The sequence below is a fragment of the Streptomyces sp. NPDC050856 genome, assembly GCF_040653855.1.
Classification (GTDB): domain Bacteria; phylum Actinomycetota; class Actinomycetes; order Streptomycetales; family Streptomycetaceae; genus Streptomyces.
The window spans coordinates 46772-59995 of the sequence record NZ_JBFAGV010000005.1; the positions used below are offsets into that span (position 1 = coordinate 46772).

The 13224-nt window shown below is 76.4% G+C and carries 10 protein-coding genes; 8 read left to right on the forward strand and 2 right to left on the reverse strand.

Translation table 11 applies throughout. The features are described 5' to 3' along the window. The first annotated feature begins 151 nt into the window (after window positions 1-151). The 6 genes from AB0H53_RS06465 (at window position 152) to AB0H53_RS06490 (ending at window position 8999) form a co-directional block, all read left to right on the forward strand. Entirely contained in the window at window positions 152-571 is a 420-nt protein-coding gene (locus AB0H53_RS06465; protein WP_362108553.1) for an ATP-binding protein, read from the forward strand. Beyond that, entirely contained in the window at window positions 565-1008 is a 444-nt protein-coding gene (locus tag AB0H53_RS06470) for a hypothetical protein (protein WP_362108130.1), read from the forward strand. The genes AB0H53_RS06465 and AB0H53_RS06470 overlap by 7 nt, the downstream gene beginning before the upstream one ends. Before the next feature lie 1052 nt (window positions 1009-2060). Continuing rightward, entirely contained in the window at window positions 2061-3761 is a 1701-nt protein-coding gene (locus AB0H53_RS06475; RefSeq protein ID WP_362108555.1) for a S8 family serine peptidase, read from the forward strand. Window positions 3762-3935: 174 nt separating this feature from the next. Further along, the gene (locus AB0H53_RS06480; protein WP_362108132.1) at window positions 3936-6821 is read left to right on the forward strand and encodes a LuxR family transcriptional regulator; all 2886 of its coding nucleotides are present in this window, start codon (window positions 3936-3938) and stop codon (window positions 6819-6821) included. A gap of 156 nt (window positions 6822-6977) precedes the next feature. After that, entirely contained in the window at window positions 6978-7898 is a 921-nt protein-coding gene (gene mmuM / locus AB0H53_RS06485) for a homocysteine S-methyltransferase (RefSeq protein ID WP_362108134.1), read from the forward strand. Between the two features lie 69 nt (window positions 7899-7967). Beyond that, complete coding sequence (locus AB0H53_RS06490) at window positions 7968-8999, forward strand: hydroxyacid dehydrogenase (RefSeq protein WP_362108136.1); 1032 nt, start codon at window positions 7968-7970, stop codon at window positions 8997-8999. A 74-nt stretch (window positions 9000-9073) separates the two neighbouring features. Here the strand turns inward: AB0H53_RS06490 and AB0H53_RS06495 are convergent, their stop codons facing one another. Further along, complete coding sequence (locus AB0H53_RS06495; RefSeq protein WP_362108138.1) at window positions 9074-10042, reverse strand: helix-turn-helix domain-containing protein; 969 nt, start codon at window positions 10040-10042, stop codon at window positions 9074-9076. A 70-nt stretch (window positions 10043-10112) separates the two neighbouring features. On the opposite strand from AB0H53_RS06495, the gene AB0H53_RS06500 reads away from it, so the two are divergent. Both AB0H53_RS06500 and AB0H53_RS06505 read left to right on the forward strand, forming a co-directional pair. Then, complete coding sequence (locus AB0H53_RS06500; RefSeq protein WP_362108140.1) at window positions 10113-11063, forward strand: NADP-dependent oxidoreductase; 951 nt, start codon at window positions 10113-10115, stop codon at window positions 11061-11063. Between the two features lie 158 nt (window positions 11064-11221). After that, complete coding sequence (locus AB0H53_RS06505; protein WP_362108142.1) at window positions 11222-12427, forward strand: ABC transporter substrate-binding protein; 1206 nt, start codon at window positions 11222-11224, stop codon at window positions 12425-12427. Window positions 12428-12800: 373 nt separating this feature from the next. Here the strand turns inward: AB0H53_RS06505 and AB0H53_RS06510 are convergent, their stop codons facing one another. Further along, the gene (locus tag AB0H53_RS06510) at window positions 12801-13199 is read right to left on the reverse strand and encodes a protein-tyrosine phosphatase family protein (protein ID WP_362108557.1); all 399 of its coding nucleotides are present in this window, start codon (window positions 13197-13199) and stop codon (window positions 12801-12803) included. Window positions 13200-13224: the final 25 nt, after the last annotated feature.

Sequence of the window (13224 nt, forward strand, 5' to 3'; positions counted from 1 at the left end):
GATGAACCAGTTCACGCGGCTGCCGCGCTCTGCCACGGGAGAGGCGATGCCCGGCACCGCTCCCCCACGTTAGGAATCGGTCGTGGTCCCTGGTAATGCGCTCATCCCCCAGCTCATAGCCCCGCGACCGCCGGTTCCGACGCCCAGCCCGATGCCGTACGCCGCCGATGTGCGGCGGTTCTCCTTCGAGCTGCCCGCGCGCGCGGAATCCGTCTCCAGGGCCAGACGGCTGACCGGGGACCGGCTGGGGTTGTGGGGGGTCGGGGAGGACGTGTGCGACACGGTCGCGCTCGTCGTCTCGGAGCTGTTCACCAACGCCGTGGTGCACACCGCGAGCGGCCGCGTCCTGTGCGAGCTCCGCGACTGCGGCGAGCGGCTGCGCATAGCGGTCCAGGACGAGGGCTGTCCGGCCACCGAGCCCCGGCTGCGGCGCGTCGACGCCGAGGAGCGCGGCCGGGGACTGCTGCTCGTCGACGCGATGTGCAGCGCCTGGGGCACGTGCGACGCCCGTCAGGGGGCGGGGCGGGTCGTCTGGGCGGAGCTGGCCCACGGCGTGGCGGAGCCATGTTGAGGTCGATGGCCACCCTGCTGGCCGCGCGCGGCCGCGACCGGCAGCACGCCGACGGGCGCGAGGAGTGGGGCGAGGTACGGCTGGCGCTGCCGCCGTCCCTCCCGGCCACCATGGGGTGCGACGCGGTGGGACTGCCGGCGCGGCACGGGTTCCGGCTGATGTCCCGGTTGCGCGGCAACGGCTGCGTCTTCGCCGACACCGACTGGTGGTGGTGGATCGTGCCGGCCGGCTCGGACGCCGAGCTGCGCTGGCCGCTGCCCGCCTGTTACGCGGCGGGCGCCCGCGTCCCGGACCGGTCGCCCCGGCTGATCCACCGGCCCGACCACGGTTCCCCGTACACCCCTCCCATCCCGCTCTACCTCCTGGTCTGCCAGCTCACCGGCATCGCCCCCGCCTGGAGCGGACCGGCCGGCCACGGCCTGCCAACCCGCCGCTGAACGGCCCACCCGGCCGTCCGCACCGCCCGCCCGGCCGCCCCTGAGCGCCGGCCAGCGGTGCGACACCCCCTCGCGGGGAGCCGGTGCCGCCCGGCACCCGGCCGCGTCCGCCCGTCCCGGTGACCTCCGCGCGTCCCGGCCCGCCTGCCCGGTCCCGGCCGTCCTGCCGGGTCCCAGCCCGCCTGCCCCGGCCCGCCTGCCCGGTCCCGTGGCGGGCCGCACACCCTCCGACCGCACGGCCTGCCCTCCGGCGCACCGCCGGACCGGTCGTGTACGCACCGTCACCGGACGCGCCGGCCCACCACCTCCCGCGCGAGCCCGCGCCCCGAGCGGACGCCTCGTCCGGGCCGTGACCCGCAGCGGGGCCGGGGCCGTACCGCGGCGCGCCTCCGGCACGACGCCGCCCCGCGCCCGCCCCCACAGCCACACCCACAACCCCAGTCACCGGCCGCCCCGCCCGCCCGGACGCGCGCGGTGGCACGACGGCACCCCGTACCGGTCACTGGCGTCCGGGGGACGGCGGACGGCGGTTCTCCGGGTGGCCGTACGGTCGTGGCCCGACCGGCGGGGCCCGGCGCGGTGCCCCGGTGACGGCCCTCGGCCCTCGGCCCTCGCTGGGCCGACAAGGGTTTTCCCCGTATCGGGTTCATCTCCGCGTTCCCTACTGTCTGCCACACCGGCGGGCCTCGTTGCCTGACTCCTCACTGTCAGGTGCATGTAAGTGAGTCCCACCGGTGGCGGTCCCCGCTCCGGGGGCCGTCGCGCGGGCAGACGGCGCACGGGGCCCACCCAGCCCTCAGACCACGGAGAGCCACCCCCACGGCATGTCCGCGGTCACCGTACGTCCGGCCTGCCCGCGCCCAGCACCGTCAGCCGCTCCGGGAGTCGCCGGAGCTGCCCTGAAAGGGAACACCTTGAACGGTTCCAGGCGGAGACTCATATCCGTCGTGGCGGCGAGCGCCACGATCATCGGCGTTGCCGCCACCTCATCGGTGGCCCTCGCCGCGCCGGCGGCCCCCGCGCCCAAGCCGGGCGCCCCGGCCGCCCAGTCCATGGCCGCGCTGCCCAGCGCGCCGGTCGACGACGTCATCGTGACGTACAAGTCCCGTACTCCCGGGGCGACGTCGAACTCCGCCGCCAAGCAGGACGCCGCCGCCAAGGGGGCGGAGACCGGCGAGAAGCTGTCCTTCGAGCGCCGGCTCGCCGGTGGCGCCGCCCTGGTCGACCTGGGCGCCGACGCCACCGAGCAGGACGTCGCCGAGGTCATGAAGGCCTTCCGCGCCGACCCCGCCGTCGCCTCCGTCGAGCCCGACCTGCGCGCCTACGCCATGGCGGTCACCCCCAACGACACCGAGTACGCCAAGCAGTGGGACCTCTTCGAGGCCACCGGCGGCATGAACGTGCCGGGCGCCTGGGACAGGACGACGGGCAGCGGGGTCACCGTCGCCGTCATCGACACCGGCTACGCGGCCCACTCCGACCTGAGCGCGAACACGATCGCGGGCTACGACTTCATCTCCAGCTCCACCGACGCCCGGGACGGCGGCGGCCGGGACAGCGACGCCAAGGACGAGGGCGACTGGAACGCCACCGACGGCGAGTGCGGCACCGGCTCCAGGGCGAGCAGCTCGTCCTGGCACGGCACCCACGTCGCGGGCACCATCGCGGCGACCACGCACAACGGCAAGGGTGTCGCGGGCATCGCGTACGGGGCGAAGGTCCAGCACGTCCGGGTGCTCGGCAAGTGCGGCGGCGCCTCGTCGGACATCGCCGACGCGATCACCTGGGCCTCCGGCGGCACCGTCCCCGGCATCCCGGTGAACCCGACCCCCGCCAAGGTCATCAACATGAGCCTCGGTGGCGCCAGTTCGACGTGCCCGACCGTGTACAAGAACGCCATCGACGGAGCGGTGGCGCGCGGCACCACCGTCGTGGTCGCGGCCGGCAACAGCAACGCCAACGCCTCCGGCTTCACGCCCGCCAACTGCGCGGGCGTCATCAACGTGGCGTCCACCAGCCGTGAGGGCAACCGTTCGTACTACTCGAACTACGGCAGCATCATCGACGTCTCGGCCCCGGGCGGTGAGACCCGCCGCGCCACCGACACGCCCGGCACCATCACCACTCCCGAGAACGGCATCCTCTCCACGCTGAACTCCGGCACCACCACCCAGTCGCTGGAGAACTACAAGCCCTACCAGGGCACTTCGATGGCCGCCCCGCACATCGCCGGGCTCGCCGCGCTGCTCAAGTCGGCCAAGTCGACCCTGACGCCGGCCGAGATCGAGACGGCGATCAAGGGCAACGCCCGCCCCCTGCCGGGCACCTGCTCCGGCGGCTGCGGCACCGGCATCGCCGACGCGGCGAAGACGGTCGCCGCCGTCACCGGGTCGTCCACGCCCGGCACCGGCACCACCTTCAGCAACTCCACCGACGTGGCGATCCCCGACAACGGCACCACGTCGTCCGCGATCTCCGTCACCGGCCGGACCGGCAACGCGCCCGCCGCCCTCCAGGTGGCCGTGGACATCAAGCACACCTGGCGCGGTGACCTCGTCATCGACCTGGTCGCCCCGGACGGCACCGCGTACCGGCTGAAGAACTCCAGCAGCAACGACTCGGCCGACAACGTCCTCACCACCTACACGGTCGACGCCTCCACCGAGACCGCCGCGGGTGTCTGGAAGCTCCAGGTACGTGACGTGGCCTCGGGTGACACCGGCTACATCGACTCCTGGGGTCTCACCTTCTGATTCCCTCGCACGACCCGTGTCATCGCAGGTCAGGGGCGCGTCAGTGGCACTTCGCCACGGGCGCGCCCCTGGCCTGTTGTCCATATGCCGGACAACGGCCCTGGACGTGGGTGGCCGAATTCGTATGCTCAGCTCGCGGGCAGGGGGTTCGTACGCGGGAGGGTGGTGGTGCAGGTGAGGTCGACGCCGTACCGCTCCACGCCCGTCGGGCGCCCCGGTCCGTCCGACTCCCCGGCCCCGGTCGGCCGCGCCGAGCTCCTCGCCCGGCTGGACCGGGTGCTGCACGGCCGCGGCCGGGCCGTGCTGACCGGCCCGGCGGGCATCGGCAAGACGGAGGTGGCCCGGGCCGCCGCCGCGCGGGCCGCCTGCCGTGGCGAGACCGTCCTGTGGCTCGCCCCGCAGCCCGCCGACCGGGACATCGCCGGGGCGGCGGCGGCCGCGCTCATGGCCTCGGTACCGCCATCCGCGCTCGACGGGCTGCCCGGCCCGCAGCGCGACGCCGTCGCGGTGCTCTGCCGTGAGGCCGCTGCTCCCGAGGAGGGCCGGGACCCCGTCGCGCTCCGCCTGGGCGTGGCCCGGGTGCTGCGCACCCTGGCCGAGCGGGGGCCGGTCCTGCTGGTCGTGGACGACGCGCGGCGCACCGACGCGGACAGCGCGGACCTGCTCCGGTTCGCCCTGCACCTCGCCCCGCCCGCGCTGCGGGTCCTGGCGGTCGAGACGCCCGCGCCCCAGGGCCCCGAGGGCGTCGGCACCGACGACGGCGAAGGGGACGGTGCCGGCGGGGAGGAGGGCGCGGCGGACGAGGACGGTGCCGGGGCACCCGCCCTGTGGGTGCCCTCCGAGGCCGACGTGCTCCTGGTGCCGCCGCTGCACGCCGACGAGATCGCCGAACTGCTCGTCCACCACCGCCTGCCGTCCCGGATGGCCGGGCGCATCCACCGCGCGAGCGGCGGCAACCCCCGCCTCGCGCTGGCGGTCGGCCGGTCCGTGGCCGACGCCCGGGGGCCCGTGCACCACGCGGAGGCGCTGCCGCTGTCCGGGCGCGCCCGGGACCTGGCCCGCGGGATGCTGGCGCCCGCCTCCCCCGCCGTCCGCGCCGCGCTGTTGCTCGGGGCGCTGGCGCTGCGCCCGACGGCGGCGCTGATCCGCCGCGCCGGCCGGCCCGCCGCGGAGGCCGAGCTGGCCGCCGCCGAACGCGCCGGACTGGTCACCCTGACCGAGGACGGGGCGGTGGCGTTCACCGCCGGGCTGCTGCCCTCCACACTGGTCCACGACACCTGCTGGACCACCCGGACACGGGCGCACGCCGCGCTCGCCGGGGTGGTGGACGACCCGGTCGAGGCGGTACGGCACCGGGCCCTGGCCACCGACGCGCCCGACGAGGACCTCGCCGCCGAGGTCGCCCGGGCGGCGGACACGGCCCGCCGCCGCGGCGACAGCGCGCTCGCCGCCGAGCTGGCGCTGCTCGCCGCCGAGTCCACCCCCGGCCACCTCGGCCGGCGGCGCCTGGCGCGGCTGGTGGACGCCGCGCAGGAGGCGGCGCGCGCCGCCCGCGCGGATCTCGCGACCCGGGCCGCGGCCGATCTGCTCGCCCGGGACGCGGCGCCCGCCGACCGGGCCCGCGCGCGGCTCGCCGTACTGGACACGGCCGGGCAGGGCCTCACGGACCTCGACGAGACCTATGTGCACGCCATGGAGGACTCCGAGGGCGATCCCGGGCTGCGGGCGGGTGTCCTGCTGCGCCTGGCCGTGAAGTACGTGCTCGCGGACGGCGACCCGGTGCGGTCCCGGGCCGCGGCCGTCGAGTCGGCCGCGCTCGCCGCCTCGGTGGGCGACCGGCACACGGCCGCGCAGGCGCTGACCCAGCAGGCCCGCATGGACCGGGTGCTCGGCGCGCCCGACGCCGAGCGCACCCTGGCGGAGGCACGCGCGCTGGAGATGACCGACCGGCCGCTGGGCATCCGCAACACCGCCCAGATCCTGACGATCCGCCACGCCCTGTTCGACGACCGGCTCGCCGAAGCCCGCGACCAGCTCTACGCGCTGCTGCCGCTGGTCGAGCGGCGCGGCCCGGTCGAGGACGCCATCGAGCTGTTCCGTACCCTCGCCGAGGTCGAGTCCCGGCGCGGCCAGTGCGCGGCGGCCCTGGCGCACGCCGAGCGGTCCCTCGCCCTGACGCTGGAGGCGGGCCTGTCCCCGGGGCCCGCCTGGTACGCGCTGGCGCTCGCCGAGGCGGCGGGCGGCAGTTTCGCGCGGGCCGCCAGCTACGCACGGCGCAGCGCCCAGGCGTCGGAGGAGGAGGGCGACCATGTCTTCCTCTCCCGCAGTCTGTACGCGCTGGGCCGGGTGCAGTTGCTGACCGGGGACGTGGCGGCGGCGGTGGAGACGCTGCGCCGGGTGCGGGACAACGAGAGCGCCCAGTGCACCGTCGACCCCTCGATGCTGCGGTGGCACGAGGAGCTGGCCGAGGCGCTGCTGGCCAGCGACGCCCTGGAGGAGGCCCAGGCGCTCCTCGCCGACGTCGGGCCGGTCGCCGAGCGCCTCGGCCGCACCACCGTGCTGCTCGGCTGCGACCGTGCCTACGCGCTGTGCCTGGCGGCGAGCGGCAGGACGGAGGAGGCCGTCGGCCTGCTGGCGGAGACCGCCGACCGGTTCGCCGCGCACGGCCTGGTCCTGGAACAGGGACGCTGCCTGGTCGCGCTGGCACGCGTGGAACGGCGGCGGCGCAGACGGTCGGCCGCGCACCAGGCGATGCAGGCGGCGGCCGCCGTCTTCGAACGGGCCGGGGCCCTGCCCTGGCTGGCGCTCACCGCGGACGGCCCGGCCCGGACCGACCCGGCCCCGGCCGCCGGCGGGGCCCTGTCCCGGCTCACCGAGGCGGAGTTGCACCTGGCGCGGCTCGTCGGGGAGGGCGCCAGCAACCAGGAGGCCGCCGCCCGGCTGTACCTGAGCGTCAAGACGGTCGAGGCCCGGCTGACCCGCATCTACCAGAAGCTGGACGTCCGCTCCCGGGCCCAGCTCGCCTCCGCGCTCAACGCCCCCGCGGGGTCGGACCGCTGAGCGGGAACCGGCGGACCGGGCTCCGGAGGGCCGCGCCCGCCCACCCCGCCGGGGCGGGGCGGCGTGGCAGCCCGCGCCGGTACCGGCCCCCGGTGCGCCGGGCGGCCGGGGCGACGGGGGCGACGGGTGGGACCGGTGTCGGCTAGCTTCGCCCTCATGACCAGCGCAGCCAGCCCCTCGTTCGGCGACGCCATCGCCGCCTCCACCGTCGTCCTCGACGGCGGCCTCTCCAACCAGCTCGAAGCCGCCGGCCACGACCTGAGCGACGAACTGTGGTCGGCGCGGCTGCTCGCCCAGCGGCCGGAGGCCGTCGTGGAGGCGCACCGGGCCTACTTCGAGGCGGGGGCGAGCGTCGCGACCACCGCCAGTTACCAGGCCACCTTCGAGGGCTTCGCGCGGCACGGCGTCGACGGCGACGAGGCGGCGGGACTGCTGGCGCTGAGCGTGGAACTGGCCAGGGAGGCGGCGCGGCGGGCGGAGGCCAAGGCGCCGGGGCGGTCGCTGTGGGTGGCCGCGTCCGTCGGACCCTACGGCGCGATGCTCGCGGACGGTTCGGAGTACCGGGGCCGGTACGGGCTGAGCGTCGGCGAGCTGGAGAGGTTCCACCGTCCGCGGCTGGAGGTGCTGGCCGCGGCCCGTCCCGATGTGCTGGCGCTGGAGACGGTGCCGGACACCGACGAGGCGCGGGCGCTGGTACGGGCGGTACGCGGGCTGGGTGTGCCGGCCTGGCTGTCCTACAGCACCGCCGGTGACCGCACGCGGGCCGGGCAGCCGCTGGAGGAGGCGTTCGCCCTGGCCGCGGACGTGGACGAGATCGTCGCCGTGGGGGTGAACTGCTGTGCGCCCGAGGACGCCGACCGCGCGGTCGCGCTGGCGGCCCGGGTGACCGGCAAGCCGGTCGTGGTCTACCCCAACAGCGGTGAGCGGTGGGACGCCGGGGCACGGGCCTGGGAGGGTCGTTCGACGTTCTCGACCCGCCGGGTGGCGGGCTGGCGGCGGGCCGGCGCCCGGCTGATCGGCGGCTGCTGCCGGGTGGGGCCCGACACGATCGCCCAGCTGGCCGCCCAGTTGCGCTGACGGACGGCCGCCACCGGGCCCATGCTGGAGCTGCCGACCACCGGTCACCGACGACCCGGGAGTGATGCGATGCCGACCCGATCCGACCGCCGGCCGCGTGCGGCCCTCGCCATGAGCCGGGAAGCGGCGGCCGCCCTCTTCGGGACGGCGGGCCCCGGCGGGTCCGCCGCGCTGGCCGCCGTGTGCGACCCGGTTCCGCTCCCCCTGCTGGACGATCTGACGACCGCTCGGGCACGTGCCGTGCTGGCCGGTACGGAGGTGCTGGTCACCGGCTGGGGCTGCCCGCCGGTCGACGGGGCGGTGCTGGCCGCGGCGCCCCGTCTGCGGGCCATCGCGCACACGGCGGGCAGCGTGCGCGGGCACGTCACCGAGGCGTGCTGGGAGCGCGGTGTCGAGGTGTCGTCGGCGGCGGCGGCGAACGCGCTGCCGGTGGCCGAGTACACGGTCGCGATGATCCTGCTGGCGGGCAAGCGGGTCCCGGAACGCGCACGCGCCTACCGGGTCGCGCGGGAGCGGCACGACCCGCTGGGCGTGGACCGGTCGCTGGGCAACTACGGCCGCACCGTGGGCATCTGCTCGGCCTCGCTGATCGGCCGGCGCGTCATCGACCTGCTGCGCCCGTACGACCTGCGGGTACTGCTGTACGACCCGTACGTCGGCGACGAGGAGGCGGCGGCGCTGGGGGTGCGCGCGACCGGCATCCGGGAGCTGTTCGCGGCGAGCGACGTGGTCAGTGTGCACACGCCGCTGCTGCCCGCCACCCGGGGGCTGGTCAGCCGTGAGCTGCTCGCCGCGCTGCGCCCCGGCGCCACGCTCATCAACACGGCGCGGGGCGGCGTGGTGGACCAGGAGGCACTGACCGAGGCGGCGGTGGCGGGCCGGCTCCACGCGGTACTCGATGTGACCGAGCCGGAGGTGCTCCCGCCCGGCCACCCGCTGTGGGAGTGCGACAACGTGCTGCTGACACCGCATCTGGCCGGGTCGCAGGGCAACGAGCTGCGGCGGCTGGTCGAGTTGGCGGCCGGTGAGGTGGCCCGGTGGGCGGCGGGCGCGGGGTTCGCCCATCCGGTACGGCGGGAGCGGCTGGCCTTCCTGGCCTGAGCCGGCTTCCGGCGGCGGCGCCACCCGCCGCCCGCCCCGCTGCTTTTCGGCACCGCCGCACGGGACGGTCCCGGTCAGCGCCCCGGCACCGGCTGGGCGCGGGTCCGGTCCCCGGCGCGGAAGGTGCGGCGGTAGGCCATCGGTGAGACGCCGATCGCGGCGTGCAGGTGCTGGCGCAGCGAGGCTGCGGTCGCGAACCCGACCTCACCGGCGATCCGGTCCACCGGCAGGTCGCTGGCCTCCAGCAACTGGCGGGCCCGTTCGACGCGTTGCCGGGTGAGCCAGCGGCCGGGGCTCGTGCCGACCTCGTCGTTGAACCGGCGGGCGAAGGTGCGGGGGCTCATCCGCGCGTGCGCCGCGAGATCGGCCAGGGCCAGCGGCAGCTTGAGGTGTTCGACGGCCCACTGGCGGGTGGGGGCCGTGCTGGCGGCGGCCGGCCCGGGTACCGGCTGTTCGATGTACTGGGCCTGGCCGCCGTCCCGCCAGGGCGGCACCACGCACCGGCGGGCCACCCGGTTGGCGACCTCGCTGCCGTGGTCGGAGCGGACGATGTGGAGGCAGACGTCGATGCCGGACGCGGCGCCCGCCGAGGTGAGGACGTCCCCGTCGTCGATGAAGAGCACGTCCGGGTCGAGCGCCACCCCCGGGAACAGCCGCCGGAAGCGCGGTGCCAGCCCCCAGTGCGTGGTGGCCGGCCGGCCGTCCAGCAGCCCGGCGGCGGCGAGCAGGAAGGCCGCGGTGCAGATGGACACGATCCGGGTGCCGGGCCGGATGCGGGCCAGGGCCCCGGCGACGGGCTCGGGCACCTCGGCGGCGGCCAGGTCCGGGTCGTACGGCGGGATCACCACCGTATCGGCCGTGGCCAATGCCTCCGGACCCCGCTCGACGGTGACCGAGAAGTCCGCCTGGGTGCGTACGGGTCGCCCGTCGACGGAACAGGTCACCACCTCGTACCGCCCCTCGGCCGCCCCGAAGACGCGGTGGGGGATGCCCAGTTCGAAGGGGTAGGCCCCGTCCAGGGCGAGGACCACGACACGATGCATGGCAGGATCCTATCGGACAATGGCAATCGTGCCATTTCCCGGGGCGCCGGCCGGCGGCAGGCTGGGACCCATGACGACGACAACGATGCGTGCGATCAGCCAGGACGTCCTGGGCGGCCCCGAGGTGCTGAAGGAAGTGGAGCGGGAGCGGCCGGCCCCCGGGCCGGGCGAACTGCTGGTCCGGGTGCACGCGGCCGGGGTCAACCCGACCGACTGGAAGCACCGCGCCCACTCCTTCTACCTCGGCGAACCGCCGTTCGTCCTGGGCTGGGACGTCTCCGGAGTGGTGGAGGAGGCCGCGGACGGGGTCACCCTGTTCGCACCGGGCGACGAGGTATTCGGGATGCTGCCCTACCCGCACGGCGTCGGGTCCCACGCCGAGTACGTGACCGGGCCCGCGCGCGCCTTCGCCCGCAAGCCGGCCGGCGTCGACCACGTGCAGGCGGGCGCGCTGCCGCTCGCCGCGCTGACCGCGTGGCAGGCGCTGGTGGACACCGCCGATGTGACGGCCGGGCAGCGCGTGCTGATCCACGCGGCGGCGGGCGGCGTGGGCCACCTGGCGGTGCAGATGGCCAAGGCCCGCGGCGCGTACGTGATCGGTACGGCCCGCGCGGACAAGCACGCCTTCCTGCGCGGCCTGGGCGCCGACGAGCTGATCGACTACCGGGAGGCCGACTTCGCCGAGGCCGCCGGGGAGGTCGACCTGGTCCTCGACACCATCGGCACCGACGACTACCGCGAACGCTCGCTGCGCACCCTGCGCCCGGGCGGTCTGCTGGTGTCGCTCCTCCCCGTCGGCGGCGCGGAGCTCACCGCCCGGGCCGAACGGCTCGGGGTGCGCGCCACGCTGCTGCTCGTCGAGGCCGACCACGCGGGCATGAACGCCATCGCCGGCCTGGTGGAGGCGGGCTCGCTGCGCGCGGCCGTCGCCGGGACGTTCCCCCTGGCGGACGCCGCCAGGGCGCACGAGCTCGGCGAGACCGGCCGCACCGCCGGCAAGCTGGTGCTCACCATGGGCTGACGGCCCGGCCCCCGGCGGCCACCGGCTCCACCGGTCCCGGGCGCTCCTCGCCCGGCCGCCGGGGCGTACGCCCGCACGTTCCTCGGCGCCCCGCGTGACACCGGAGCCGCGGCGGAGTTATCCACCACGGCACAACCGGTCGAAGGAGAGCGTGAACCATGGCACAGGCGAACGGCGCGGGCGAAGAGGAACTGACGGTGGGCGTGGTGGTCGCCGAGACGGGCCGGCTGGCCGGACTCGGCGAGCCGCTGGCGTACGCCATGTCGCTGCTCCGGCCGAAGCTCCGCCGCGTCACCCGCGGCGGGCGCTCCCACGCCGTGCGCCTGGTGGGCCGGGACAGCCGCTCCAGTGCCGACGGCGCGCGCCGGGCGGTGCGGGAGCTGGTGGAGGACGAGCGGGCGCGGATCGTGCTGACGCTCGCCGGTACGGAGGTGCTGCCGGCGGTTGCGGACGCGTGCGAGGCGGCGGGCGTACCGTGCGTGTCCAGCACCTTTCCGTGGCAGGTCTACTACTACGGGCGCGGTGCCACGGACCGCGCCCCGTTCCGCTGGACGTACCACTTCTGCTGGGGCCTCGACGACATCGCCGACACCTTCGCCGACCTGTGGGAGCTGGCCGGCGGGCCGGGGCGCACGGTGGGCTGCCTGTGGAACGACGGTCCGCAGGGCGCCTGGTCGCGCCACGCCGAACGGGGCTTCCTGCCCGTCGCCCGGGCCCGGGGACACCACCTGGTCGACCCGGGCGGCTACCGGGAACCGGCCGCCGGCTTCGACGGGCACTTCTCGGCGTTCCGGGAGTGCGGCGCGGAGATCGTCACCAGCGCGGCGACCGGCGCGGACCTGGGACTGTTCCGGGCGCGGGCCACCGAACACGGTGTCTCGCCCCGGCTGATCACCTGCTCCCGGTGGCTGGCCTACCCACCGGTGCCCACCGACGGCCGGCGCCCGCCGCAGGCCGGTGTGGCGACGCTCGTCTACTGGACGCCCGACCACCCCTACCGCTCGTCCATCGACGGCATGCGCGCGGCGGAGCTGGCCGAGGCGTACGAGCGGGACACCGGCCGGCAGTGGCTCCAGCCGCTCGGGCTGGCGTACGCGCTGTTCGAGGTGGCCGCGCACGCCCTGGCGAACGCCGACGACCCGACGGACCCGGCGTCAATCGCCGCGGCCCTGGGCGGAACGCGTCTGGAGACCATCGCGGGACCGCTGGACTGGACGTCCGGCCCGGTGCCGAACATCGCCACCGTGCGGCTGGCGGGCGGCCAGTGGCAGCCGGGCCGCAGGTACCCGTACGAACTGGTCGTGGTGGACAGCCGGCGGCCGGAGGGCCTGCCGGCCGGGGGTGACCTGATCCTGACGGGGTGAGCCGGCCGGCCCCGTCCGCCCGCCCCGTGGTCGCGCCGGCCGCGCGCGGCCGAGCCGTGGTCCGCGCCCGCCCACGAGGCCTGCCCGGCTGCCGAGCCCGGCCGGACGGACGAGCGGGCCGCGGCGGCGTACGCGGCTCCCGGCGCCGTCGACCCGGTCGCCACCCGGGCCGCGACGGACGTGTCGGACGCGCGGGATCAGGTACTCGCCGGGGAGGCGGACAGCGGCCCGCTGCCCCGGGTCCCCGCCGCCGTCGTGGAGCTGCTGCCACCTGCCGAGCTGGTCGCGCAGCCGGGCGTCGGGCACTTCCCGTGGACGGACGACCCGGTGCGGTTCAGCCGGTTCAGCCGGTTCAGCCGGACGGTCGCGGCGTTCACGGCGGTGCGGCCGGCCGGCGGGCCGCCGGGAAGCGCCGTACGAAGCCCCGCTGCCACGGGGTCTCCACGGCACGGCGGTGGTAGTGCAGGCGGATGTACGCCACGGCCCGGTCCGCCGGGACCCCGTCCAGAACCGCCATGCAGGCCAGGGCCGTTCCGGTGCGTCCGCGGCCGCCGCCGCACGCCACCTCGACGCGTTCGTGCGCCGCCCGGGCCAGTGCCTCCCGCAGGACGGCCCGGGCGTCCGCGCGGTCCTCGGGGAGCCCGAAGTCGGGCCAGCGCAGCCAGTGCGCGTCCCACGCCGTCGGCGGCGGCCGCCTGCCCAGCAGGTGCACCGCGAAGGACGGCGCGGGTCCGGCGGGCAGCGGGCGGCGCAGGCCCCGGCCGCGCACCAGGACGCCGGAGGGAAGCCGTACGACC

Coding starts and splice junctions, on each gene's coding strand:
- AB0H53_RS06465 (WP_362108553.1), top strand. CDS start 152: ATGCCGTACGCCGCCGATGTGCGGCGGTTCTCCTTCGAGCTGCCCGCG.
- AB0H53_RS06470 (WP_362108130.1), top strand. CDS start 565: ATGTTGAGGTCGATGGCCACCCTGCTGGCCGCGCGCGGCCGCGACCGG.
- AB0H53_RS06475 (WP_362108555.1), top strand. CDS start 2,061: ATGGCCGCGCTGCCCAGCGCGCCGGTCGACGACGTCATCGTGACGTAC.
- mmuM (WP_362108134.1), top strand. CDS start 6,978: ATGACCAGCGCAGCCAGCCCCTCGTTCGGCGACGCCATCGCCGCCTCC.
- AB0H53_RS06490 (WP_362108136.1), top strand. CDS start 7,968: ATGCCGACCCGATCCGACCGCCGGCCGCGTGCGGCCCTCGCCATGAGC.
- AB0H53_RS06495 (WP_362108138.1), bottom strand. CDS start 10,042: ATGCATCGTGTCGTGGTCCTCGCCCTGGACGGGGCCTACCCCTTCGAA.
- AB0H53_RS06500 (WP_362108140.1), top strand. CDS start 10,113: ATGACGACGACAACGATGCGTGCGATCAGCCAGGACGTCCTGGGCGGC.
- AB0H53_RS06505 (WP_362108142.1), top strand. CDS start 11,222: ATGGCACAGGCGAACGGCGCGGGCGAAGAGGAACTGACGGTGGGCGTG.